This window comes from Brevundimonas sp. (genome assembly GCF_036400995.1).
Classification (GTDB): domain Bacteria; phylum Pseudomonadota; class Alphaproteobacteria; order Caulobacterales; family Caulobacteraceae; genus Brevundimonas.
The window spans coordinates 1-22,110 of record NZ_DASWWG010000015.1; the positions used below are offsets into that span (position 1 = coordinate 1).

At 68.7% G+C, this 22,110-nt stretch carries 27 protein-coding genes; 8 read left to right on the forward strand and 19 right to left on the reverse strand.

Translation table 11 applies throughout. From position 1 onward, the window contains the following. The 7 genes from VGE03_RS01880 to VGE03_RS01910 all read right to left on the reverse strand — a co-directional run. A partial coding sequence (locus tag VGE03_RS01880; RefSeq protein ID WP_331044775.1) for a benzoate/H(+) symporter BenE family transporter occupies positions 1–548 on the reverse strand: 548 nt, incomplete at its 3' end. A 91-nt stretch (positions 549–639) separates the two neighbouring features. Further along, positions 640–1,437, reverse strand: coding sequence for an enoyl-ACP reductase (locus tag VGE03_RS01885; RefSeq protein ID WP_331044800.1), 798 nt, complete (start codon positions 1,435–1,437; stop codon positions 640–642). A 116-nt stretch (positions 1,438–1,553) separates the two neighbouring features. Then, positions 1,554–2,120, reverse strand: a complete 567-nt coding sequence (locus VGE03_RS01890; RefSeq protein ID WP_331044776.1) for a hypothetical protein — start codon at positions 2,118–2,120, stop codon at positions 1,554–1,556. Further along, positions 2,117–2,458, reverse strand: coding sequence for a hypothetical protein (locus tag VGE03_RS01895; protein WP_331044777.1), 342 nt, complete (start codon positions 2,456–2,458; stop codon positions 2,117–2,119). The genes VGE03_RS01890 and VGE03_RS01895 overlap by 4 nt, the downstream gene beginning before the upstream one ends. Before the next feature lies 1 nt (position 2,459). Beyond that, complete coding sequence (gene fabB / locus VGE03_RS01900; RefSeq protein ID WP_331044778.1) at positions 2,460–3,689, reverse strand: beta-ketoacyl-ACP synthase I; 1,230 nt, start codon at positions 3,687–3,689, stop codon at positions 2,460–2,462. A 63-nt stretch (positions 3,690–3,752) separates the two neighbouring features. Next, complete coding sequence (gene fabA / locus VGE03_RS01905; RefSeq protein ID WP_331044801.1) at positions 3,753–4,274, reverse strand: 3-hydroxyacyl-[acyl-carrier-protein] dehydratase FabA; 522 nt, start codon at positions 4,272–4,274, stop codon at positions 3,753–3,755. 124 nt (positions 4,275–4,398) lie between these two features. Next, positions 4,399–4,920 (reverse strand): SH3 domain-containing protein, encoded by a 522-nt coding sequence (locus tag VGE03_RS01910; RefSeq protein ID WP_331044779.1) that lies wholly within the window; start codon positions 4,918–4,920, stop codon positions 4,399–4,401. A 107-nt stretch (positions 4,921–5,027) separates the two neighbouring features. On the opposite strand from VGE03_RS01910, the gene VGE03_RS01915 reads away from it, so the two are divergent. From VGE03_RS01915 to VGE03_RS01925, 3 genes are all read left to right on the forward strand, one after another. After that, on the forward strand, positions 5,028–6,014 hold the full coding sequence (locus tag VGE03_RS01915) for a D-glycerate dehydrogenase (RefSeq protein WP_331044780.1): 987 nt from the start codon (positions 5,028–5,030) through the stop codon (positions 6,012–6,014). Positions 6,015–6,090: 76 nt separating this feature from the next. Then, positions 6,091–8,112, forward strand: a complete 2,022-nt coding sequence (locus VGE03_RS01920; RefSeq protein WP_331044781.1) for an alpha/beta hydrolase family protein — start codon at positions 6,091–6,093, stop codon at positions 8,110–8,112. Between the two features lie 38 nt (positions 8,113–8,150). Beyond that, positions 8,151–10,130, forward strand: a complete 1,980-nt coding sequence (locus VGE03_RS01925; RefSeq protein ID WP_331044782.1) for an alpha/beta hydrolase family protein — start codon at positions 8,151–8,153, stop codon at positions 10,128–10,130. Here VGE03_RS01925 and VGE03_RS01930 read toward each other — a convergent pair. Together VGE03_RS01930 and VGE03_RS01935 are read right to left on the reverse strand one after the other, a co-directional pair. Then, positions 10,115–10,867 (reverse strand): molybdopterin-synthase adenylyltransferase MoeB, encoded by a 753-nt coding sequence (locus VGE03_RS01930; protein WP_331044783.1) that lies wholly within the window; start codon positions 10,865–10,867, stop codon positions 10,115–10,117. The genes VGE03_RS01925 and VGE03_RS01930 overlap by 16 nt on opposite strands. A gap of 48 nt (positions 10,868–10,915) precedes the next feature. Beyond that, the gene (locus VGE03_RS01935) at positions 10,916–11,305 is read right to left on the reverse strand and encodes a BLUF domain-containing protein (RefSeq protein ID WP_331044784.1); all 390 of its coding nucleotides are present in this window, start codon (positions 11,303–11,305) and stop codon (positions 10,916–10,918) included. Positions 11,306–11,450: 145 nt separating this feature from the next. On the opposite strand from VGE03_RS01935, the gene hslV reads away from it, so the two are divergent. The 4 genes from hslV (at position 11,451) to VGE03_RS01955 (ending at position 14,883) form a co-directional block, all read left to right on the forward strand. Next, positions 11,451–12,005 (forward strand): ATP-dependent protease subunit HslV, encoded by a 555-nt coding sequence (gene hslV / locus VGE03_RS01940; protein WP_414644870.1) that lies wholly within the window; start codon positions 11,451–11,453, stop codon positions 12,003–12,005. Positions 12,006–12,074: 69 nt separating this feature from the next. Beyond that, complete coding sequence (locus VGE03_RS01945) at positions 12,075–12,977, forward strand: nuclear transport factor 2 family protein (RefSeq protein WP_331044786.1); 903 nt, start codon at positions 12,075–12,077, stop codon at positions 12,975–12,977. A 19-nt stretch (positions 12,978–12,996) separates the two neighbouring features. Continuing rightward, the gene (gene hslU / locus VGE03_RS01950) at positions 12,997–14,298 is read left to right on the forward strand and encodes an ATP-dependent protease ATPase subunit HslU (RefSeq protein WP_331044787.1); all 1,302 of its coding nucleotides are present in this window, start codon (positions 12,997–12,999) and stop codon (positions 14,296–14,298) included. Between the two features lie 63 nt (positions 14,299–14,361). Further along, positions 14,362–14,883 carry a lipocalin family protein gene (locus VGE03_RS01955; protein WP_331044788.1) on the forward strand — a complete coding sequence of 174 codons (522 nt, stop codon included), beginning with the start codon at positions 14,362–14,364 and terminating at the stop codon, positions 14,881–14,883. On the opposite strand, the gene VGE03_RS01960 is transcribed toward VGE03_RS01955, so the two are convergent. Next, positions 14,877–15,053, reverse strand: a complete 177-nt coding sequence (locus VGE03_RS01960; RefSeq protein ID WP_331044789.1) for a hypothetical protein — start codon at positions 15,051–15,053, stop codon at positions 14,877–14,879. The genes VGE03_RS01955 and VGE03_RS01960 overlap by 7 nt on opposite strands. A gap of 56 nt (positions 15,054–15,109) precedes the next feature. After that, positions 15,110–15,340 (reverse strand): hypothetical protein, encoded by a 231-nt coding sequence (locus tag VGE03_RS01965; RefSeq protein WP_331044790.1) that lies wholly within the window; start codon positions 15,338–15,340, stop codon positions 15,110–15,112. A gap of 103 nt (positions 15,341–15,443) precedes the next feature. On the opposite strand from VGE03_RS01965, the gene mmcB reads away from it, so the two are divergent. Next, positions 15,444–15,890 carry a DNA repair putative endonuclease MmcB gene (mmcB, locus tag VGE03_RS01970; RefSeq protein ID WP_331044791.1) on the forward strand — a complete coding sequence of 149 codons (447 nt, stop codon included), beginning with the start codon at positions 15,444–15,446 and terminating at the stop codon, positions 15,888–15,890. Here mmcB and VGE03_RS01975 read toward each other — a convergent pair. From VGE03_RS01975 to VGE03_RS02010, 8 genes are all read right to left on the reverse strand, one after another. After that, on the reverse strand, positions 15,887–16,348 hold the full coding sequence (locus VGE03_RS01975; RefSeq protein WP_331044792.1) for a hypothetical protein: 462 nt from the start codon (positions 16,346–16,348) through the stop codon (positions 15,887–15,889). The two genes, mmcB and VGE03_RS01975, sit on opposite strands and share 4 nt — an antisense overlap. 56 nt (positions 16,349–16,404) lie before the next feature. Further along, on the reverse strand, positions 16,405–17,364 hold the full coding sequence (locus VGE03_RS01980; protein ID WP_331044793.1) for a magnesium transporter CorA family protein: 960 nt from the start codon (positions 17,362–17,364) through the stop codon (positions 16,405–16,407). A 30-nt stretch (positions 17,365–17,394) separates the two neighbouring features. Beyond that, a complete protein-coding gene (locus VGE03_RS01985) occupies positions 17,395–17,856 on the reverse strand; it encodes a CHAP domain-containing protein (protein WP_331044794.1) in 462 nt (153 codons plus the stop codon). A gap of 132 nt (positions 17,857–17,988) precedes the next feature. Further along, positions 17,989–19,098, reverse strand: coding sequence for an acyltransferase (locus VGE03_RS01990; protein WP_331044795.1), 1,110 nt, complete (start codon positions 19,096–19,098; stop codon positions 17,989–17,991). A gap of 35 nt (positions 19,099–19,133) precedes the next feature. Further along, the gene (locus VGE03_RS01995) at positions 19,134–19,505 is read right to left on the reverse strand and encodes a hypothetical protein (RefSeq protein ID WP_331044796.1); all 372 of its coding nucleotides are present in this window, start codon (positions 19,503–19,505) and stop codon (positions 19,134–19,136) included. Positions 19,506–19,586: 81 nt separating this feature from the next. Further along, entirely contained in the window at positions 19,587–20,312 is a 726-nt protein-coding gene (gene rph, locus VGE03_RS02000; RefSeq protein WP_331044797.1) for a ribonuclease PH, read from the reverse strand. Next, entirely contained in the window at positions 20,309–21,121 is an 813-nt protein-coding gene (locus VGE03_RS02005; RefSeq protein ID WP_331044798.1) for a hypothetical protein, read from the reverse strand. Before VGE03_RS02005 ends, rph begins: the two co-directional genes overlap by 4 nt. A gap of 106 nt (positions 21,122–21,227) precedes the next feature. Continuing rightward, the coding region (locus tag VGE03_RS02010; RefSeq protein ID WP_331044799.1) for a hypothetical protein at positions 21,228–22,110 on the reverse strand (883 nt) is incomplete at its 5' end.

Below are 22,110 nucleotides of genomic sequence, written 5' to 3' on the forward strand. Positions count from 1 at the left end.
GCCAGCACCAGGAAGGCGGCGACCAGAGCCGCGGGCAGGGCCCAGGCGGCGGCGACGCGGCGCATGATCAGGAAGACCGCCAGCAGGCCCGCCGCCAGCCCCATGTCGCTCCGGAAGACCAGAAACAGCTTCAGGCAGAAGGGCAGCAGCACCCCGGCCAGCATCGCCGAGGCTATGGCGGCGGGAATGCGCTCGGCCAGCCGCCCCAGAGCCGGGACCAGGCCGGTCAGCACCATCAGCAGGCCGGCGATGACGAAGGCCCCGACGGCGGTCGACCACCCCAGCCCCAACGTCGAGGCCGCCAGCAGGGCTGCGCCCGGCGTCGACCAGGCCAGGACGACGGGCATCTTCAGCCGCCAGCTGAGCACCGCGCCCGGCAGGCCGATGCCGAGGCAGAGCGCGGTGACCATGGAGATGATCTGGGCGGGCGAGGCGCCCAGCGTCTGACCCGCCTGAACGATCAGGGTGACCGTGCCGCCGAAACCGATGACGGTGGCCACGGCGGCGGCGGAGAAGCTGGCGGGGGGCGGCAGGCGCGACGAACTCATGCGGCGAAGCTAGGCCGGGCGGCGGCGCCCGGGAAGCAAAAAGGGCCGCCGGTTTCCCGACGGCCCTTTCATATCCAGAACCCGGAGGGGATCAGCCCTCGACGTCGTCCGGCAGGCCGACGGCGTGGAAGCCAGCGTCGACGTGGACGACTTCGCCCGTGGTCGAGCGGCCCAGGTCCGAACACAGCCACAGGGCGGCGCCGGCGACGCCTTCCATCGAGGTCTCTTCCTTGATCAGCGAGAACTGGGCCGACTTGGAGTGCAGGCCGCGTCCGCCCGAGATGCCGGCCAGCGACAGGGTGCGCATCGCGCCCGCCGAGATGGCGTTGACGCGGATGTTCTTCGGACCAAGGTCGCGGGCGATGTAGCGGGTCGCGGCTTCCAGCGCGGCCTTGGCGACGCCCATGGTGTTGTAGTTCGGAATGACCCGCTCCGACCCGAGGTAGGTCAGGGTGATCAGGCTGCCGCCGTTCGGCATCAGTTTGGCGGCGCGACGCGACACGTCGACGAAGCTGAAGGCCGAGATGTTCATGGCCAGCAGGAAGCTGTCGCGGGTGGTGTTGTCGACGAACGAGCCCTTCAGCTCGTCCTTGTTGGCGAAGGCCACCGAGTGAACGACGAAGTCGATCGTGCCGAAGGTCTTCTCCAGCTCGGCGAAGGCGGCGTCCATCGAGGCGTCGTCGGTGACGTCGGCCGGGATCAGCAGCTTGGCGCCGACGCTTTCGGCCAGCGGGCGCACGCGGCGCTCAAGGCTTTCGCCCAGATAGGTGAAGGCCAGTTCGGCGCCCTGGGCGGCCAGCTGGGAGGCGATGCCCCAGGCGATGGAGCTGGAGTTCGCGACCCCCATGATGAGGCCCTTCTTGCCCTTCATGAGGTCGCCCTTGGGCATATCCCAGGTGGTTTCAGCGGCCATTGGAGTCTCTCCTCGTTATTCGGGCGGAGAGGTAGCAGGGCAGACTCCAGAGGGAAAGCTCGGGGGTTGGGTACGATCTGTTAGAACATCACCTAGGAAGCTTTCGAAACGTTCCGGCGCGTCGCACGACGCTTGGGTCGACTGGTTCCAACATCCAGTTCCACAACGTCCAAGTTCTCGCCGAGCAGGAGGGCTCGTGAGGCTTTGAAATCTGATTTTGATATAATAACGAGTCGTATCTCGCTTCCGTTATGTATTCCACTCATGATCACGACCGTATTGTCAGTATCAGAATCGACCGTAACTAAAGCGTCGCCACCTAGCGCAATGTTTTTGGCCTCTTCGAAAAACGGTGCGCTTCGAAGTTTTTCCTCGTGGGCCTTTAATCTCTGCCTACGGACTGTGGTGATGTAGTCCCAAGCGACTGCAGCTACTGTGGCATAGATTGCTGCAACTGCGACAATCAGTGTTGGGGCGATTTTAAAATCAAAAAGGCGCTCCCGGATCGAGGGCGATATTTCTATGGTTGTGTCTATTATGAGGGCAAACGCCAAGATAGTGGCCGCAATTGCGACCAGTGAGCTTATTCTTGCCGGGTAAGCCGCCTGAATGAGCTTGAACAAATGCCTATGAATTCTGCTGGAAACCGAGATGCTCACGCCGGGTCTCCTTGGGTCGTCGACATTAGCAGACGATCAACGATCAGCATTAGCGTGATGGCAAATATGAGGAACCAGAGCACGCCCGCCAAGGTGGCCTTGGCTGCCTCCTCCTTCATGATCGAGGCGCCATGCAAGCCCGCCGATACGATGGCCACGCAAGTGCAGATTCCATTGAAGGTTTTTAGCCGGAGCGTCGAACCAATCGCGACGGCATAAACTGCCGCGGTAATGGAAAGGCTTTTGAATTCTACCTGCTGGATCAACGCTAACTCCAGAAGCAACGGGAGTAGCGGGAACGCAGCAAGTGCGATGATTTCGAAAAGCTTTTTGTCCAACTTAGACCTTGGAGAAAATCAATGTCCCGTTCGTGCCACCGAACCCAAAGCTGTTCGACATTACATTAACTAGTTTTCCGTCAAAGCGCTTTCTCAGGATCGGCATGCCCTCGAACTCGGGGTCGAGGTTCTCGATGTGGGCGCTTTCGGCGGCGAAGTCGTTGTCCATCATCAGCAGGCAGTAGATGGCCTCCTGCACGCCCGCGGCGCCGAGCGAGTGGCCCGTCAGCGACTTGGTCGAGGAGATCATCGGCAGGTCGTCGCCGAAGACGTTGCGGACGGCGCCCATTTCCTTGCTGTCGCCGACCGGTGTCGAGGTGCCGTGCGGGTTCAGGTAGTCGATCTTCGGATTGCCGGCCATTTCCAGCGCGATCTTCATGCAGCGCTCGGCGCCCTCGCCCGAGGGGGCGACCATGTCGTAGCCGTCCGAGTTGGCGCCGTAGCCGGTGACCTCGGCGTAGATCTTCGCGCCGCGCGCCACGGCGCGCTCATACTCTTCCAGCACCACGATGCCCGCGCCGCCCGCGATGACGAAGCCGTCGCGGTCCTTGTCATAGGCGCGGCTGGCCTTCGACGGGGTCTCGTTGAAGTTGGAGGACATGGCGCCCATGGCGTCGAACATGTTGGACATCGACCAGTCGATGTCCTCGCAGCCGCCGGCGAAGACGACGTCCTGCTTGCCCCAGGCGATCTGTTCGGCGGCCGCGCCGATGCAGTGGGCCGAGGTCGCGCAGGCCGAGCTGATCGAATAGTTGATGCCCTTCAGCTCGAACCAGGTGGCCAGGACGGCCGACGGGCCCGAGGCCATGGCCTTCGGCACCGCGAACGGCCCGATGCGCTTGGGCGAGCCCTTTTCGATGGTGGTCTGGGCGGCCTGCAGGATGACCTGGGTCGAGGGGCCGCCTTCACCGACGATCAGGCCGATGCGCGGGTCCTTGATCTCGTCCGGGGTCAGGCCGGAGTCCTTCAGGGCCTCCTCGAAGGCGATGTGGCCCCAGGCCGTGCCGTTGGCCAGGAAGCGGGCGGCGCGACGGTCGACGTGCGGAGCCCAGTCGTCGGCGGTGTGGCCCAGGGCGGGCGGGGCCCAGACCTGCGACCGGAAGCCGTGCGCGGCGTGATCAGCGGCGTGCTGGACGCCCGACTTCGCGTCGCGCAGCGACGCGGTGACTTCCCCGGCTCCGGTGCCGATGGAGGAGACGATGCCCAGCCCGGTGACGACGACACGCCGCATGGTGGATTCCTTCCAATTATTGTCAGTCGCCGCGTTCGCCGCGGTCTGGAGAATATAGGGGGCTTAGCCGCCGACCGCTTGCTCGCCGCCGAACAGGCCGACGCGCATGTCGTTGCAGGTGTAGATCACCTCGCCGTCGGCCTCGAGCACGCCGTCGGCGATGCCCATGACCAGCTTGCGGTTGATCACCCGCTTCAGGTCGATCTTGTAGACGACCTTCTTGATGTTCGGCTGGACCTGGCCGGTGAACTTCACCTCGCCGACGCCGAGCGCGCGGCCCTTGCCCGGCCCGCCGATCCAGCCGAGGTAGAAGCCGACCAGCTGCCACATGGCGTCCAGGCCCAGGCAGCCCGGCATGACCGGATCGCCGATGAAGTGGCACTGGAAGAACCAGAGGTCCGGGTGAATATCGAGCTCGGCCTCGACGTAGCCCTTTCCGTGGGCGCCGCCGTCGGCGTTGATCTTGGTGATCCGGTCGAACATCAGCATCGGCGGGGCCGGAAGCTGGGCGTTGCCCGGCCCGAAAAGCTCGCCACGGCCGGAGGCCAGCAGGGCCTCGTAATCGAACGACGACGGATATTTCAGCTCGGACAAGGGTGTTCTCGTAGCAACGGGAGCGACGCGCCCCCGGAATGTTGCCGTCGGGTTACACGAGCGGGCCCCGGGGCTCAAACTTTTTAACGAACCGGCGAAACCCTGGCGATCCCCGTCAGCTTTCGCGACCGGTCCCCGCGGGACGGTTGGCGTTGCACAGCGCCTGTTCCTGCGCCCCGAACACCGCGCGCTGGGGCAGCCAGCCGCGCAGGCGTCCGACCCGGATTTCGCACCACTGGTCGACGCATTCGCTCAGCGAGACCAGCGAGCGGGGCGACAGCCGCGCCCGAACGGGCGAGGTGTCCGACCGGCCGGCGTGGATGCGAACCTCCTCGGGGGACAGGTTCAGAACGCTGCGGCGACTGGAGACGACGCTGCGGTGAACCCAGGCGACCGCGCCCTCCGGGTCGCAGATCTTTCGCCATTCGGCGGTCTCGGCGATCACCTGAACCGGCAGTCCGGACACCTGGTATCGCCACATAATGCGGTAATCGAGGCCGGGGCCCTGACGGGCGAAGACGCTGTCAGACTTCAGTGACAACCAGCGCGGCACGGGCTGTTTGCTGGGGGTCGGCCGTCCGTTCGGCATGGCGTTGCCGGCGCCGACCAGCACCGCGCAGCCCAGCAGGCCGGCCACGATCGCCGCCCGTTTCAGGCCGCGGGCCCCGCCAGAGACTTTGCCAGAGACTTTGCCAGACACCGGGAGGATCATTAAAGCCGGAGTGAAGAAACCGAAGGCTCCGAATGTCCGCTCCCAGGCTTAAGGTCGTATTAACCAGGCGCCTGCCTGACGCCGTGGAAACGCGGATGCGGGAGCTGTTCGACGCCGAACTGAACCTGACCGACCGGCCGATGACCCGGGCCGAGCTGGAAGCCGCCGTCCAGCGCGCCGACGTCCTGTCGCCGACCATCACCGATGTCATCGACGCCGACCTGATCGCGAAGGCCGGGCCCCAGCTGAAGATGATCGCCAATTTCGGCGCCGGCGTGGATCACATCGACATCGACGCCGCCGTGGCGCGGGGGCTGATCGTGACCAATACGCCCGGGGTCCTGACCGAGGACACCGCGGACCTGGCCATGAGCCTGATCCTGGCGGTCAGCCGCCGGATCGTTGAGGGGGCGCAGGTGATGCAGGAGGGCCGCTTCGAGGGCTGGACCCCGACCTGGATGACCGGCCGCAAGCTGTGGGGCAAGCGTCTGGGCATCGTCGGCATGGGCCGCATCGGTCAGGCCCTGGCCCGCCGGGCCAAGGCCTTCGGCATGCAGGTGCACTATCACAACCGCAAGCCGGTCTCGCCGATGATCGCCGAGGAGCTGGGGGCGACCTACTGGGATGACCTGGACCAGATGCTGGCCCGGATGGACCTGATCTCGCTGAACAGCCCGGCGACGAAGGAGACCCATCACCTGCTGTCCGCCGAACGTCTGGCGCTGATGCGGCCCGACGCGATCCTGATCAACACGGCGCGCGGCGAGCTGATCGACGAGGCGGCCCTGGCCGAGGCCGTGGCCGGGCGTCGCATCGCCGGCGTCGGTCTGGACGTCTTCGAGCACGAGCCGAAGGTGCATCCCGGCCTGCTGGGCCACCCCAATGTCGTGCTGCTGCCGCATCTCGGCTCGGCCACGATCGAGGCGCGTCAGGACATGGGCGACCGGGTGATCGCCAACATCCAGACCTTCGCCAACGGCCACCGCCCGCCCGACCGGGTCATCCCGGCCATGTTCTGATCATCCCGCTTGACGGCGCGGCCCCGCTTGGGTTGTTTGCGCACACAAGTATCGGGGGATTATCGTGAAATTCGGAATGACCAAGACGACGGCGTTCGCGCTGTCGCGGCGTGGACTGCTGGGCGGAACCGCGGCCCTGGCCGGGCTGGCGGCGATGGCGCCGACGAGCGTTCGGGCCCAGGGCGCGCCGGGCGCCTATCCCCTGAGCGAGTTCTTCAAGCCGACCAAGTCCGCGGGCGCGGGCCTGTCGCCGGACGGAAACCGCATCGCCGTGGGCGAGAATCTGGGGACCGACATCGCGCCGCGCAGCGCCGTCGACTTCATCGATGCGGCCGATCCGGAAGGGCAGCGTCGGCGCATCGATCTGGGCACGGTCTGGATCGACTCCATCCAGTGGGCCAGCAACGACCGCGTGCTGGTCAGCGTCATCATGCGGGGCGAGACCGGCCGCCGGTCGCAGGTCGGCAGCAACGTCCGGTCTGACAGCGTCGAATACTTCATGCGCCGGGTCGTCTCGATCGACGCGACGCGTGGCGATCCGGTGGTCCTGTTCGCCGACCAGCGCACCCGCATGCGCGGTTCGTTCGACATGGGCAAGATCATCGACATGTTGCCGAACGATCCGGACAACATCCTGATGGCGGCCTGGGAGAGCGACGGCGTCCTGGCGCTCCATCGGGTGAATGTGAACACCGGCGCGGCGACCCGTGTCGAACGGGGCAGCGGCGGCACCTACACCTGGCGCACGGTCAACGGCGTCCCGGTCGTTCGCCATGACGTCAACAGCCGCGGCACCATGGAAAGCATCATGGTCCGGGCGCCCGGCGAGACCGAGTGGAAGCTGGCGCGCCGCAGCCGCATCCGCGATGCGCCGGACTTCTCGTGGGTCGGCGAGTCCGGCCGCGACGGGGTGGTTCTGGTCATCGCCCGACTGGACAACGAGGATGTCCTGAGCGTCCGCGAAATGGATCTGGCGACCACCCGCCTGGGACCGCCACTGAACCCGCGCGCGGGCCGCGACGTGTACGGCGGCCTGCTGGACTCCATGGGGCACTATCTGGGGGCGGCCTATTACGGCGACCGCCTGGAGTACGAGTTCGCCGAGCCGGCGTTGGCGGCGCACCATCGCGCGCTCAACCGCTTCTTCGACAACACCTGTGACGTCCACTTCACCGACGTCGACCGCGCCCGCAACCGTTTCATCGCCTATGTGAACGGTCCGAACGAGCCGGGTTCGTGGTTCTTCTACGACAAGACCGCACGGGTGATCGTCAACATCGGCCAGGCCCGCGATCTGGATGTGACGCGTCTGGGCGTCGGCGAGGTGCTGCAGGTGCCGACCCGCGACGGCTCGACCATCGAGGCCTATCTGACGGCCCCTCCCGGCGGCGCCCCTGGCCCGCTGATCGTCCTGCCGCACGGCGGCCCCGAGGTGCGCGACACCCCGAGCTGGGACCGGCAGATGCAGGTCTTGGCCGCCCAGGGCTGGTGGGTGCTGCGTCCCAATTTTCGGGGTTCGGGCGGCTACGGCCAGGCCTTCGCCGAGCAGGGCTGGACCCGCTGGGGCACCCGCATGCAGGACGACGTCGAGGACGCCGTCGCCCATGCGATCAGCACCAAGGGGCTGGACGCCTCGAAGGTCGGCATCATGGGCACCAGCTACGGCGGCTATGCAGCCCTGATGGGCGCCCTCAAGCGGCCGGATCTCTACAAGGCGGCCATCGGCATCTGCGGCGTCTACGACCTGCCGGACATGCTGGCCTGGGAAGATCGTGAGGACGATACGCCCGGCAAGCCGATCTATGAGTTCTGGACCAAGCGCATCGGCGACCGCTCGACCGCGGGACCGGCGCTTGAGGCCGCCTCGCCGCGTCGTCGGGCCGGCGAGATCGCCTGTCCGGTCCTGCTGGTCCATGGCGTGGACGATTCCATCGTGCCGCTGATCCAGTCGCGCCGCATGCGGGACGCCTTCCGTTCGGCGGGCAAGTCCGTCGATCTGATCGAGATCGAGGACTACGGCCACGGCGACTGGCCTGACGCCAGGGAGCAGGAACTGATGACCCGCTACGTGGCCCACTTCCGGCAGGCCTTCGCGTGAGCCGGTCGGCCGGCCTCCCTCTGACCCGGCGGGGGATCATGGCGGCCGGCGCGGGGCTGGGCGCGACCGCCTTCGCGGGCGGCGCGCTGGCCCGGCAGGCGGCGAACCCGCATGCGGTCGAGGACTTCTTCGCCCGGCCGCTGGTGCGCGGCGCCGCCCTGTCGCCGTCGGGTGATCGCATCGCCATCATCCGGGACATCTGGGAGGGCGGCCAGCGTCGGGCGGTGCTGGACACCGCCGACGCCGCGGACCCCTCGAAGCCGCCCGTGCGCTCGCCCATCGGCGACGTCGACTGCGAGTCGATGGAATGGGTCAGCGACAGCCGACTTCTGGTCTGGGTGGCCCTGAAGACCCGAACCGACATCGACCGGCGGTCCGCCCGATCGCTGATCGGGACGGGGGGGGACGAAATCGTCTCGCGCCGGGTCCTGTCGATCGATCCGACGACGGGCGGGGCCGTGGTCCTGTTCAGCGGCGACAATCGCCGCATGCGGGCCGTCCGCAATCTCGGCGTGATGGTTGATCCGCTGCACGCCGACCCGGATCACGTGCTGATGGCGGCGCCCAGCAGCATCGGGGTCCTGACCCTGTTCAGGGTCAACGTCCTGACCGGCCGGGCCGAAGAGGTGGAGCAGGGCGGCAACGGCACCTTCATGTGGCAGGCCCAGGGGGGCGTGCCCGTGCTCCGCTACGACGTCAACGTGGCGGGCAACGCCTTCAGCATCCATGCCCGGGCGCCCGGCGAGACTCGCTGGACCTTCGTCCGCCGCGTGCGCCTGCATGACGCGCCGGACTTCGAGTGGGTCGCCGAGACCGGGACGCCGGGGATCGTTCTGGTCGCCGCGCGTGAGGAGGGCGAGGACGTCATCTCCATTCGCGAGATGGACCTGAAGGCCCTCACCTTCGGTCCGCCGATCGCGACGCGTGAGAAGGCGGACGTGATCGGGGGGCTGACCGACGACGTGGGCCGATACCTCGGCGCGGCCTATATCGGTGACCGGCTGGAGTACGACTTCGCCCGTCCGGAACTGGCCGCCCACCATCGGGCGATGAACCGCTTCTTCGACAACGAGTGCAACGTCGCCCTGATCGACATCGACCGCTCGCTGAACCGCTTCCTGGCCTATGTCACCGGCCCGCGCGAACCGGGAGCCTGGTATCTGTATGACCGGGGCGCGCGCAGTTTCGTCAATCTGGTGACGCGCACCTCCCTGGCGGCCGACAGGCTTGGGACGGCCGAGGTTCTGGACGTGGCCACCCGCGACGGCGCGACGATCCGCGCCTATCTGACCGCGCCCGCCGGCCGGGCGCCGGGGCCGCTGGTGGTGATGCCGCACGGCGGGCCGGAGGTGCGCGATTCCCTCGGCTGGGACCGGCAGGTGCAACTGCTGGCGGCGCAGGGCTGGTGGGTGCTGCAGCCGAACTTCCGGGGCTCGGGCGGCTATGGGCTGGCCTCGGCCGGAGAGGGCTGGGGTCGCTGGGGCGACCGGATGCAGGAAGACATCGAGGACGCCGTGGCCCAGGTCGTGCGCGACAAGGGGCTGGCCGCGGACAAGGTCGGCATCATGGGCAGCAGCTACGGCGGCTATGCGGCCCTGATGGGGGCGGTCCGCCGCCCGGATCTGTACAAGGCCGCGGTCGCGATCTGCGGCGTCTTCGACCTGCCCGAAATGCTCGCCTACGAGCTCCGGGACGACAATACGCCCGACAACGAGGTCTATCAGTTCTGGGTCAAGCGGATCGGTGATCCGCGCGCCGACCGCGCGGCGCTGGAAGCCGCCTCGCCCCGGCGTCGCGCGGCCGACATCCGCTGCCCGGTCCTGCTGGTGCACGGCGTCGACGACCCCATCGTGCCGGTCTTCCAGTCCCGCCGGATGAAGGACGCCCTGACGGCGGCGGGTCGCGTGTCCGTCGACTATGTCGAGGTCCGGAACGCCGGGCATGGGGACTGGGAGGACGAGATCGAACAGGAGCTGTTCGGAAAGTACATCGTCCTGTTCCGTCAGGCCTTCGCCTGATCCTGCGCGCAGACCGGACAGGCCGGATCGGGGGCGACGCGGACCGTCCGCGCCGTCCCCGCCAGTCCGTCGTACAGAAGCAGGCGGCCTGACAGGGGCTGGCCCGCCGCAGCGATCAGCTTGATCGCCTCCAGCGCCGCCATGGCGCCGACCACGCCGGCGAGGGCGCCGATGACGCCGACGCGGCTGCAGGTCTCGGCGTCTGGCGGGCTGTCCGGCACCATGCAGCGGTAACAGGGGCGACCTTGGAAGACGCCGACCTGCCCGCTCCACCGGCCGAGCGCGCCCGAGACCAGCGGAACACCATGCGCCACGCAGGCGGCGTTCACGCAGAAGCGGGTGGCGAAGTCATCCGTGCCGTCGATGATCACATCGCAGCCCTCGATCAGGGCGGCGGCGTTGCTCCCGGTCAGCCGCTCGGGACGGGGCTCAAGTCCGACATGCGGGTTCAGGGCGGCCAGGGTCTCGGCTCCGGCCACCACCTTGGCGCGGCCGATGTCGGCGCTGTCGAACACGATCTGTCGCTGCAGGTTGGACAGGGCGACCTGGTCGTCGTCGATCAGCCGCAGGGTCCCGACGCCCGCCGCCGCCAGGTACAGGGCCGCCGGGGCGCCGACGCCGCCCAGCCCGATCAGGCCGACCCGCGCCGCCTTCAGCCGCTGCTGGCCGGGGCCGCCGACCTCCGACAGCACCAGATGGCGCGCGTACCGCTCGATTTCGTCTTCTGAAAAGCTCACCCGCCCCAGTTAGGCTTTGCGGCGAGGAAAATCACGTCCCGAGACGTGTCAGGCGGCCAGCCGGTACTCCAGCATGGCTTCCGCCTCATTGGCGGTGATGCGCGAGATTTCGGCGACGCCCACGGCCTCCAGCAGGGCGCAGGGGTCCGGGCAGACCGTGATCGGCTCGGGCAGGGCGCGGGCGGCGATCGGGGTGTCGACCAGGATGCGCAGATTGCGGTGGCGGCGGTCGGCGAGCAGGCGGCGCATCAGCCGGTCCAGATCGTGGCGGGAGCCTTCCATGGCCTGCACGATATGGCCGCGATGGAACATGACCGCGGCCGTGATCCGGTCACGACGGTTGTTGGCTTCGGACGCGCCGAGGATGTGGGCCAGGGCGAGGGTGGACACGCCGGTCGCGCCGACAGACTCGCTGGCGTAAATCACACGATGAAGCACGATCCAACCCCACATAAGCCGCCCAAAGGGCTCAATATGCTAAGGTAGCGCTCGCAATTGGTTATAATGTGGCGCTTGCGTACCGTTGAAATCCAACAGGTTTCCGCTTGCCCCGCCGCATTTCGGTCTCCATCTGAAAGGGATGATGAACACCGCATCCTCATTCCCCGACTGGCACGGCACGACCATTCTGGCGGTGCGCAAGGACGGCCGCACGGTCATCGCCGGCGACGGCCAGGTCTCGATGGGCCCAACCATCGTCAAGGGCGCGGCCCGCAAGGTCCGGACCCTGGCGGGCGGCAAGGTGCTGGCGGGCTTCGCCGGCGCCACGGCCGACGCCTTTACCCTGATCGAGCGGCTGGAAGCCAAGCTGGAGCAGTATCCGGACCAGCTGGCCCGCGCCTGCGTCGATCTGGCCAAGGACTGGCGGACCGACCGGTATCTCCGCCGTCTGGAGGCCATGCTGCTGGTCGCGGACCGGAACTCGATCTTCACCGTCACCGGCGTCGGCGATGTGCTGGAGCCGGAGTACGGCGTGGCGGCGGTCGGCTCGGGCGGCAACTATGCGCTCGCCGCGGCCCGCGCCCTGATCGACAACACGGATCTGGATGCCGAAACGATCGCCCGTCGGTCGATGGCCCTGGCGGCCGAGATCTGCGTCTACACCAACGGCAATCTGACGGTGGAGACGCTGGAGTAGGCGCCTTTCGCTGAATTAACGGGACACGCCGCCGGTCTCGCGCTTCCCTCTCGGAGGGAGGATTTCACCATGCGCCCCTTGGCCCTTTTCGCCGTCCTTGCGGCCGCTTCGCCGGCCGTCGCCCAGAGCCCGGACGCCGCCCCGGTGGTCGCCGCCGAGCGGGCCTTCGCGGCGGATGCGCCGTCCATGGGCATCGCCGGAAGCTTCAACAAATGGGCGACGCCCGACGCCATCGTGATCGCGGGCGGGCAGGCCCAGCGGGTCGGCGTGGTCTATCCCGACGGCCCGCGACCGGCGGATGAACCCCTGCTGGAGTGGTGGCCGAATTTCGCGGGCATCGCCCGGTCCGGTGACCTCGGCTTCACCACCGGCGGCGTGGCGGTCGGCGGTCGCCGCACCGGCCACTACTTCACCATCTGGCGGCGGCAGGCCGACGGCGCATGGCGCTGGGTCTACGATGGCGGCTCCGGGGCCAGCGCGGCCGACGTGCCAGGGCCCGAGACCGAGCCGGTCATCCTGGAGCCCGGCCCCGAGCTTCTGATCGTCGTGGGCCCGGACCTGCGCACGCCGGAAGGTGAGCCCGCGCAGTGGTCCATGCGCGACGTGAAGGCGCTGGAAGCAGAGCTCGCGCGAGACGCCCTGACCGACCAGAAGGCCGCCCATCTGGCCCGGCTGGCCGACAACGGCCGCCTCTATGTCGCGCCCCTGCCCCCGGCCATCGGTCGCGACGCCTTCCCGGCGGCGCTGGACGCCTGGCCCGCGACGTTTGCGTTCGGGCCCACGGAGGGCGGCGGAGCCTCTGCCTACGGCGATCTGGTCTGGACCTATGGTCCGGCCGGCTGGCAGCGCGACGGACAGGCGCGCACCGGCCACTACGTCCGTCTGTGGCAGCGGCAGGAAGGCGGCTGGCGGATCGTGCTGGCCCAGCTGATCCCCGCGCCGATCGCCGCGCCCCCTCCCGCTGGCGGGTGAGGCGTCCTATGTCGATCGCATGACCGACCTCTCCCCCCGCGAAATCGTTTCCGAACTCGACCGCTTCATCGTGGGCCAGGACGACGCCAAGCGCGCCGTCGCCGTGGCCCTGCGCAACCGTTGGCGCCGCAAGCGCGTGCCGGACGACCTGCGCGACGAGGTGACGCCCAAGAACATTCTGATGATCGGGCCGACCGGCGTCGGGAAGACCGAGATCGCCCGGCGGCTGGCGAAGCTGGCGGGGTCGCCCTTCCTGAAGGTCGAGGCGACCAAATTCACCGAGGTCGGCTACGTCGGGCGCGACGTGGACCAGATCATGCGCGATCTGGTCGAGGCCGCGCTGGTGATGGTGCGGGACAAGCGCCGGTCGGGCGTGAAGGCCAAGGCCGAGGGCGCCGCCGAGGAGCGCATCCTGGATGCTCTCGTCGGCCCGGGCTCGCAGCCGGCGACCCGCGACAGCTTCCGCAAGAAGCTGCGCGCCGGTGAACTGGACGACAAGGAGATCGAGATCGAACTGGCGGACATCGCTTCTCCGGTTCAGGGCCTTGATCTGCCCGGCGGCGGCAATGTCGGGATGATCAATCTGTCCGAAATGCTGGGCAAGCTGGGCGGTGGCCGGACGAAGAAGGTCAAGCTGACGGTGAAGGATGCGGTCGCGCCTCTGATGACCGAGGAAAGCGACAAGCTGCTGGATCAGGAGAGCCTGACCGCCGAGGCCCTGTCGCTGGCCGAGAACGAGGGCATCGTCTTCATCGACGAGATCGACAAGGTGGCGGCCCGTTCCGAAGCGCGCGGGGCCGACGTGTCCCGCGAGGGCGTGCAGCGGGACCTGCTGCCCCTGATCGAGGGCACGACGGTCTCGACCAAGTACGGGCCGGTGAAGTCGGACCATGTGCTGTTCATCGCCTCGGGCGCCTTCCACGTCGCGAAGCCGTCGGACCTGTTGCCGGAGCTGCAGGGGCGCCTGCCGATCCGCGTCGAGCTGAAGGCCCTGACCCGCGACGACTTCAAACGCATCCTGACCGAGCCGGAGGCCAATCTGATCCGTCAGAACCAGGCCCTGCTGGCGACCGAGGCGGTGACGCTGGTCTTCACCGATGATGCGGTCGAGGCGCTGGCGGACGCGGCGGTGGCCGCCAACTCGGCGGTCGAGAACATCGGCGCCCGCCGTCTTCAGACGGTGCTCGAGCGGGTGCTGGAGGAGACCAGCTTCAAGGCCTCCGACCTGGCCGGTCAGACCGTCACCTTCGACGGCGAACAGGTCCGCGAACGCATCGGCGAGCTCGCAAGGAACGCGGATCTCAGCCGTTACATCCTCTGAGCATGCATCCGATCCGGCCCCCGGCGCGTAAACAGGCGTCGGGGCAACCGGAGGACCACGCCCATGCCATCCCGTCTGACGACCTTCGCCCTCGCCGCCTTCGCCCTGTTCCCGGCCGGCGGCGTCGCGGCCCAGACGGTGGACATGAACCGCTTCGACGGCCGGTGGTTCGAGATCGCCCGAAGCCCGAACGACGTGCAGAAGGACTGCCGTCGGGCCCAGATCGATTTCACGCCGCAGTCCCGCGCCAACCGGTATGGCGTGCTGGTCACCTGCACCCGCCGGGCTGACGGCGTGGTCGAGACCCTGCGGGCCAACGCCCGGATCACCGACCCCGGCACCAACCGGAACTTCCGCTTCTCCCTGTCAGGGCTGCTGAGTTTCGGCGGGTTGGCCGGCCAGAACTATCGGGTGCAGGCGCACGCGGATGACTACAGTTGGGCCATCCTGTCCCTGCCGAACCGGTCTGACTGGTGGATCTGGCATCGCGACCAGAGCCCGGCGGCGGGCGTCCGGGCCGATCTGGTCCGTCGCGCGGCGGCGCTCGGACTGCCGACAGGTCAGGTCGTTCAGACGGGTCAGTAGCCGCCGGTCCGGTGCTCCGCCACCTGCAGGCCGACATCGACGCCGGGCGGATGATCCGGAGCCCGGAAAACGTACAGGCTGAGCAGCAGGACCACCGCCGACAGCAGGGCATTGATCAGCCAGAGGCCGTTTTCGTTGCGATTGCGCCGCGCGCCGCGATCCTCGTCCATTCTGCCCTCCGCTTCTGCGGGGCCTTGGCCCGTTCATAAAGGTTAATAAGACGCTGTTATCTGACCGGCAATGGCCCGGCCGATATCCTGTCGGGCGAAACGGTGGATGATTTTTCGCCCGGCGCGACCTTCTCGGCCTCGATGTGCTCGCGGGCGTGACGGTCCGTGACGCCGGCCTTGATCCAGGCGGCGACGATGAGGGCGCCGGCCGCAACGGCCAGGACGATCAGAAGAAACAGCCCCCGGGGACTGTTGCGATTACGGCGAGCCGCCCGATCCTCGGACATCCCTGTGTCCCCTGTCGCAGGGCCGGGAGTATAGCACATCTTCCGGCACCGCCGTCGGGAATCGGGACTTGCGCCCGGAACGAAGCCGGAACATAGATTGGCGATGGCCGCCGCAGCCCTGCAGATTGACCTCGTTTTCAGCCGCCCGGACACCACCCTCGCGGTCACCCGCGGCGCGGCGCGGGTCATGCTGGACCTCGGCTATGCGCCCCTGCTTGAGGTCGGATTGCCGAACGGTCGGCGGGCCGACGTCATGGCGCTGGGGCCGCGCGGCGACATCACCATCGTCGAGGTGAAGTCCGGCCTCGAGGACTATCGCGTCGACCGCAAATGGCACGAGTACGGGCCGTTCTGCGACGCCTTCTACTTCGCCGTGGCTCCCGAGTTTCCCGACGGCGTCCTGCCGGATGAGCCGGGGCTGATCGTGGCCGACGGCTTCGGCGGGGCGGTGGTGCGGGCGGCGCCGTCCAGTCCGCTGGCGCCGGCGCGACGCAAGGCCCTGACCATCGCCTTCGGGCGGCTGGGGGCGATGCGGACGCTGCGCGACTAGACGACCGGCCCGCTCTCGCCGGTGCGCTCCAGGGCCGCGGTCGAGGCGGCGCAGCCCATCAGGGTCTCCTCGCCCACCTTGACCATGGCGGTCAGGGGGAAGGTCCGGTCGCTCATCCCGTCGCTGCACTCCGTCGCCGTCAGGGTGATCTCGAAGGTCGTACCCTCCGCCGAGCGGGTCTGCAGGGTCGCCACCGTGCCCTGGACGGTCAGGGCGGGCTGGGGCGCGCGCTGCTCCGGGCGGTCGACGCCGGAGTAGACCAGCTCCTCTCCGGTCAGGCGGATGCCCCAGAAGGGCTCGGTGCCGAGCAGGCTGAGCGGCTGGGTCAGGTCCACGCCGGCCAGGCTGGCGGCGGGGGCGGGCGTCTCGGCGGGCGGCGCGGGCGCGTCCTCGCCCTGCGAACAGGCGGCCAGGCCCAGAACGGATGCGGCGACGACGGCGAGGGCGGCAAGGCGCATGGGGGACTCCACCTGAGAGGCGGGCAGGAAGACCCGGCGAACCGGAAGGGTCAAGCCTACAGCCAGCCCTTCTTCTTGAACCACAGCAGCGGAAGGATGGCCGACACCACCATGGCCGCGACCGCCAGCGGATAGCCGCCCATCCAGTGCAGTTCGGGCATGTGGTCGAAATTCATGCCGTAGATCGAGGCGATCAGGGTCGGCGGCAGGAAGGCGACGGCGGCGACCGAGAAGATCTTGATGATCGACGACTGCTCGATATTGATCAGGCCCAGGGCGGCAGACAGCTGGAAATTGATCGAGGCGGCGACCGACTGGTTGTGCGCGGTCAGGCTTTCGACGTCGCGGCTCAGGGAGCGGAGGTGGGCGCGGGCCTCGCCGCTGTCGATCCGCTCGTCGATGGCGACGAAGGAGAACACCCGGGTCAGTCCGGCCAGGCTCTGCTCGATGCGGGCGTTGGCGATCTGGGCGCGGCCCAGCTTGGTGATCAGCTTCTCGAACCCGACCGTCTTGCCGCCCGAGAAGACATGGTTGGCGATGCCCTCGACCCGAACGACCGTCTTGGACAGGATGTCGGAGGCGCGGTCGACCACGACTTCCATCAGGTTCAGGAACAGGGCGGCGCTGGAACCGCACAGTCCGGGCTCACGCTCCAGCTTTTCTAGCATCAGGGCGAACGGGCGCGGCTCCGCATAGCGGATGGTCACCATGGGGCCCGAGGTCAGGACGAAGGTCACGGGCTCCACGCCCGGGATTTCCTCGTCGCCGTGGATGATGATGTCGGCGGTCAGATAGGTGGCGCCGTTCTCGCGATAGACGCGGCTGGAGGCCTCGAGCTCCTTCATCTCCTCGCGGGTGGGCACCGACAGGCCCAGCGCGGCCTCGACGGCGGCGTCCTCCTCGCGCGTGGGGTTCAGCAGGTCGATCCAAAGCACGTCCGGCCCGAGCTCGAGACGGCCGGAGTCAAGCGTCACGGCCTCGCAGGCGACGCCGGTCGAACGATAGGTGCGGATCATGCCGAGGGCCCCTTCCCCGGGGCCGGGGAGTCAGTTCTGGCCGGCGGCCGAGGGAACCGACGCCATCTGGATGCCGGCCGCCGAGGGGGCCTGCTGGTAGATGAATCCATGGGTCGGATAGACAGTCGTGCCGAGGTCATTGATCGGGTTGTACCAGACCTTCACGGCGGTCCAATCGTTGTCGTCAGAGACGTCCACGACGGTGACGTTTTCCTCGACCTTGCCGCGGCTGCCGCCCCAGTTGGCGTGGGTGATCCGGATCACGCGGGGGGTCAGCACTTCCGACACCACGGCGACGTGCCCGCGGCTCATGCGGCCGCTGGCCTCGAACGACAGGACCGAGCCGGTGCGGGGGGTCTGGCCGGTCTGGAACCGGCCCTGCGCCTGACGCCACCAGGTGGCGGCGTCGCCGAAGATCTGGATGCCCGAGAACATGCGGGCGAAGGTGACGCACTGCCAGTAAGGCTCGTCGGCTTTCGCGGCAGGGGCCATGGCGCCCAGCGCAAACATTCCGAGGGTCGTCGCAACCGCGACGGCTTTGAGCCGTTTGAACATGCTGTGGTCTTATCCCGCCGACAATGAAACAAACCGTAACGGATAGTTCCGAAGCGGTGAAGTCCCCTTTCAGGCGAGTGGACTGCGGGCTTCTGTCGCGGCTTGACCTGAGCCGTTGCGCTTGGCGAATCCGCGCAAAGCCTTGCGGGCCGGGCGTTCGACCAGGTGGTAGGTCAGCATGGCCGCGACCGGAATTGCGGCCACCACCCCCAACCACACAATGATGTGAAAGCGGTTGTCGTCGGCGCCGGTCAGGCGCGCCGCGACGTTGGTCATGACCAGCAGGACCGGGGCGCAGACCATGTAGATCGAGTACGAAATCTCGCCCAGATAGACGCCGAACGGCGAGGCGAGGACGCCCGCCTTCTCGTTGGCCAGCGAGCCCAGGGACAGGATCAGCCCGCCCGCGAACAGCACGGTGACGGGATCCCAGAGCCCCAGCGAGGCGCTGACCAGAACGCCGGCCCCGCTCAGCAGGGCGACCAGGCCGGCATGCGGGATCGGGGCCCGGCGGTAGATCAGGTACAGGGCGCAACCCAGCATGAAGCAGGGCACGATGCGCAGTGCGCCCCAGCGGAACGTGGCTTCGGTCAGCGAGAAGCCGGCCAGCGGCTGGAAGGCGGCGTAGATGGCCAGCGCGGCGACCGCGGCCAGTCCGGTCGCCAGCACGGGGCGGTCTTTCAGACGCCAGGCGACAAAGGCGTAGGCCGGGAAGCTCAGATAGGCGAACCACTCCGCCGAGATCGACCAGGACGGATGGTTGAAGGCCGACGACGGGGCCAGGCCCCAGGCGTGGGTCATCGTCAGATGCGCGGGCAGGGCGCGCCAGTCGGTCAGGCTGTCACTGACGCTCAGCCCCGCGACGGCCGCGCCGACGCCCAGCACCGCCATGCCCGCCAGCGTCACCAGATGCAGCGGATAGACCCGGGCGATCCGCGCCCACAGGAAGCCGCCGTGCGAATAGCGCTTCGTCCCCGCCGCCTCGAGATAGACGTGGCTGAGGATGAAGCCCGAAAGGACGAAGAAGACCTCGACCCCCAGATAGCCCTTGCTGACCAGCGTCGGGGTGACCCCGACGTTCAGATGCGGCCATGCGGTGTAGAGCACCACCCAGGCGGCGGCGAGGAAGCGCAGCGTCGTGAGCGCGCGGAGGTCGGGGGGCGTGGCCACGGGCGTCATGCCGGTAACCATACAACCCTGAAGTACTCAAACCGTTAAGCGGAGCATTCCGCCGGCTTGGTTTCGCCCGGACCGTACATGGCGCAGGACCGGTCGATCTCGTCCTGGATCATCTGGCAGGGGTTTTCCGGGTTGCACGGCGGGTGGCTGGCCGGGCTGACACGGGTGCAGCGGCTGGCCAGTTCGATCGCGGCGTCCGAGCCCTGATCCAGCGTGCAGGAGGTCGAGGAGGCCTCGGTCGGCGCGACGGCCTCTTCCTGCGGCGGGGCGTCGGCGGGCATCACCGGCTCCTGCGCGGCTTCGGCCGCCGGCGCGGCGCCGTCGGCCTTCGCGCCCGATTCTCCGGATTGGGGGCTGCAGGCGGCGACCAGCAGGGCGGCGGCGGTCAGCAGGATCGGCAGGCGCATCGTCATCTCCCCATGACGTGGAAAAACGACGATGCCCCGTTTCGTTGAACGATGAAACCCCGCACCCCTCTACGGCGAAGCTTAGCGGCCCAGAGCCGCGCGCTGCAGGGCGAACAGTTCGCCGCAGCCGATCTCGGCCAGTTCGAACAGGCGATTGAACTCGGCGCGGGAGAAACCGCGCTTCTCGCCGGTGGCCTGGATCTCGACGATGGTCCCCGAGCCGGTCAGGACGAAATTGCTGTCGGCCTCGGCGGAGGAGTCCTCCTCGTAATCGAGGTCCAGCACCGGCTGGTTGTTGCAGACGCCGCACGAGACGGCGGCGACCTGATCGAGGATCGGGTCGGTCTTCATCACGCCCTCGGCGCGCAGGTAGTCGAAGGCCGAGGCCATGGCGACCCAGGCGCCGGTGATGGCGGCCGTGCGGGTGCCGCCGTCCGCCTGGATGACGTCGCAGTCCAGCACCACCTGACGCTCGCCCAGCGCCTTCAGGTCCACCACGGCGCGCAGGGAGCGGCCGATCAGGCGCTGGATTTCCTGCGTGCGGCCGGTCTGCTTGCCGGCGGCGGCCTCACGGCGGCCGCGGGTGTGGGTGGCGCGCGGCAGCATGCCGTATTCGGCCGTCACCCAGCCCTGACCCTTGCCGCGCATCCAGCCGGGGACGTTCTCCTCCACGGTCGCGGTGACCAGGACCCTGGTGTTGCCGAAGGTGACGAGGCAGGACCCCTCGGCGTAGCGGTTCACGCCCGTTTCCAGCGTGACCTTGCGGAGCTGTTCGGGGGTGCGGTTGGAAGGGCGGGCGGTGGTCATGATGGTGGTCCTTGGAAGCCGTCGCGGCGCCACTGGCACGGCAGCGATCCGAGCTGCCGCTCGCGGGCGATCGCGGGGACCATGGTCAGGGTGCCTCCCACCCGCGGGGTCCCCGTGAGGCCTGCCTCGCTGGCGAAGTGGAGCCGGTCGCTCACCAGGTAGCGCAGCGTGCGCGTGAGGACCCGCCCGGCGATGTCGCGAGCGGTCACCGAGACCTCGAAGTCACCGAGCACGCCGGTCGGGAGCAGATCCCCCCGGGCGAGCGGCGCATCGCACGCCGCCACGCCGGAGCCGGTGTCGAAGCAGGCGTACATCAGCGGCTGGACCGCGCCCTGGCGCAGGAGCACGTCGTCGCTCAGGCCGTTGAGGTCGACGGCGGGACTTCTGAGGTCCACCCGCAGCTCGGCAGTGGCGCTACCTGCGTTGCCGGCGGCGTCGGTGGCGGTGACGGTGACCGTCGTCGCGCCCTCGCGGCTCACCGGCACGATGCCTCCCGACGGCGGCAACGTGCCGCTGCCGGTGCTCGCCCCGCTGAGCTCGTAGGCCACCGACGCGACGCCGCCCCCGGACGGGAGGTCGTCGGTCACCGAGACCGTCACGCTCACCGGAGCGGTGTACCAGCCCGCCGCACCGTCCGGTTCGCGGTCGGGAGCGAGCAGGACCTGGGGCGGCGTGGTGTCACCGGCGCGCAGGCCGGGGTCGCCGAGACCGCCCGGAAGAGAGGCGGACGAGGACGCCGCCGGGCCGGCGAGCGAGAGGAGCTGGGCGGCCACCACGAGCGCGGCGGAGCGGAGTCGGGTCGATCTCATGCCGGGAGCGTCCCGGAGGCCGCGTCCCCGCCGTCAGGTGCTGGAGTCCTCGATGCCCCGGGCACGCTCACCCCGGCCTCGCGGGAGGTCAGCAGCACGACATCGGTCACCGGACCTGGACCGCGGCGCTGGTGGCCGTCCCGGGGCGGAAGCCGGCCGCCGTGACGGTGACCCGGACGCTGATCCGGTGTCCCCGGTCCGCGGCCGTGACGCGGTACACCGGGCGCGTCGCCTGCGCGATCCGCCTGCCGTCTCGCAGCCACTGGTACGCCGTCCGCGTCGGCTCGGGTGACCACTGGCCGGCGCTCGCGCGGACGGTCCTGCCGGGGGCCGCACGGCCGGTCACCGCGGGCTTCTTCTCCAGGTCGAAGCGCCGGTCGGACGGCTGGTCCGTCCGCAGGTCCGCCGCGGACCATGAGGGCTGCTCGGCACCCGGGATCGCGAGCGCCGGCTGCACGCCGCAGTCGAGAGGCTGCTGCTTGACCCAGATGCCGTCCGGCTCCTGCCAGGCCAGGGCGCTCGCGTCGGGGGCGACGGTCGGGACGGCGAGGCCGGTGCCGCTGAGGCCACAGGTCGGCGTCGGCGTCTCGGGCGGGGTGCCGCTGCGGACGTCGCCGTCCATCTCGTAGGTGACGACCATGTCGTCGTACACGGCGGCGAAGACTCGCCCGTCCCGCGAGAGCGCAGGGTCGGTGACCGGACCGGTGTAGTAGCCGGTGCCGTCGCCGTCGTTGAACCAGTAGGTGTTCTTGGCCCCGATGTCGAAGACCTGGATGCCGTCGGCGGCGCGACCGTTCAGCAGCAGCCGACTGCCCGAGACCCAGGTGGGGTTGTCGTACGGCGACGGCCCGTGGTCGCCCGGCGGGGTCAGGTGGTCGGCGGCGCTGATCGAGGTGAGCCACCGGGTCTTGCACGACAGCTGCGGCGGGCAGGTGTAGTGCTCGTAGGTGTAGGCGACCTTGCGGCCGTCCTGGCTGATCGCGACCCGG

Coding starts and splice junctions, on each gene's coding strand:
- VGE03_RS01915 (WP_331044780.1), top strand. CDS start 5,028: ATGTCCGCTCCCAGGCTTAAGGTCGTATTAACCAGGCGCCTGCCTGAC.
- VGE03_RS01925 (WP_331044782.1), top strand. CDS start 8,151: ATGGCGGCCGGCGCGGGGCTGGGCGCGACCGCCTTCGCGGGCGGCGCG.
- VGE03_RS01945 (WP_331044786.1), top strand. CDS start 12,075: ATGCGCCCCTTGGCCCTTTTCGCCGTCCTTGCGGCCGCTTCGCCGGCC.
- VGE03_RS01885 (WP_331044800.1), bottom strand. CDS start 1,437: ATGCCCAAGGGCGACCTCATGAAGGGCAAGAAGGGCCTCATCATGGGG.
- VGE03_RS01980 (WP_331044793.1), bottom strand. CDS start 17,364: ATGATCCGCACCTATCGTTCGACCGGCGTCGCCTGCGAGGCCGTGACG.
- VGE03_RS01985 (WP_331044794.1), bottom strand. CDS start 17,856: ATGGCCCCTGCCGCGAAAGCCGACGAGCCTTACTGGCAGTGCGTCACC.
- hslV (WP_414644870.1), top strand. CDS start 11,451: ATGAACACCGCATCCTCATTCCCCGACTGGCACGGCACGACCATTCTG.
- VGE03_RS01995 (WP_331044796.1), bottom strand. CDS start 19,505: ATGCGCCTGCCGATCCTGCTGACCGCCGCCGCCCTGCTGGTCGCCGCC.
- rph (WP_331044797.1), bottom strand. CDS start 20,312: ATGACCACCGCCCGCCCTTCCAACCGCACCCCCGAACAGCTCCGCAAG.
- hslU (WP_331044787.1), top strand. CDS start 12,997: ATGACCGACCTCTCCCCCCGCGAAATCGTTTCCGAACTCGACCGCTTC.
- VGE03_RS01975 (WP_331044792.1), bottom strand. CDS start 16,348: ATGCGCCTTGCCGCCCTCGCCGTCGTCGCCGCATCCGTTCTGGGCCTG.
- VGE03_RS01965 (WP_331044790.1), bottom strand. CDS start 15,340: ATGTCCGAGGATCGGGCGGCTCGCCGTAATCGCAACAGTCCCCGGGGG.
- VGE03_RS01960 (WP_331044789.1), bottom strand. CDS start 15,053: ATGGACGAGGATCGCGGCGCGCGGCGCAATCGCAACGAAAACGGCCTC.
- VGE03_RS01990 (WP_331044795.1), bottom strand. CDS start 19,098: ATGACGCCCGTGGCCACGCCCCCCGACCTCCGCGCGCTCACGACGCTG.
- VGE03_RS01920 (WP_331044781.1), top strand. CDS start 6,091: ATGACCAAGACGACGGCGTTCGCGCTGTCGCGGCGTGGACTGCTGGGC.
- fabB (WP_331044778.1), bottom strand. CDS start 3,689: ATGCGGCGTGTCGTCGTCACCGGGCTGGGCATCGTCTCCTCCATCGGC.
- mmcB (WP_331044791.1), top strand. CDS start 15,444: ATGGCCGCCGCAGCCCTGCAGATTGACCTCGTTTTCAGCCGCCCGGAC.
- VGE03_RS01955 (WP_331044788.1), top strand. CDS start 14,362: ATGCCATCCCGTCTGACGACCTTCGCCCTCGCCGCCTTCGCCCTGTTC.
- VGE03_RS02005 (WP_331044798.1), bottom strand. CDS start 21,121: ATGAGATCGACCCGACTCCGCTCCGCCGCGCTCGTGGTGGCCGCCCAG.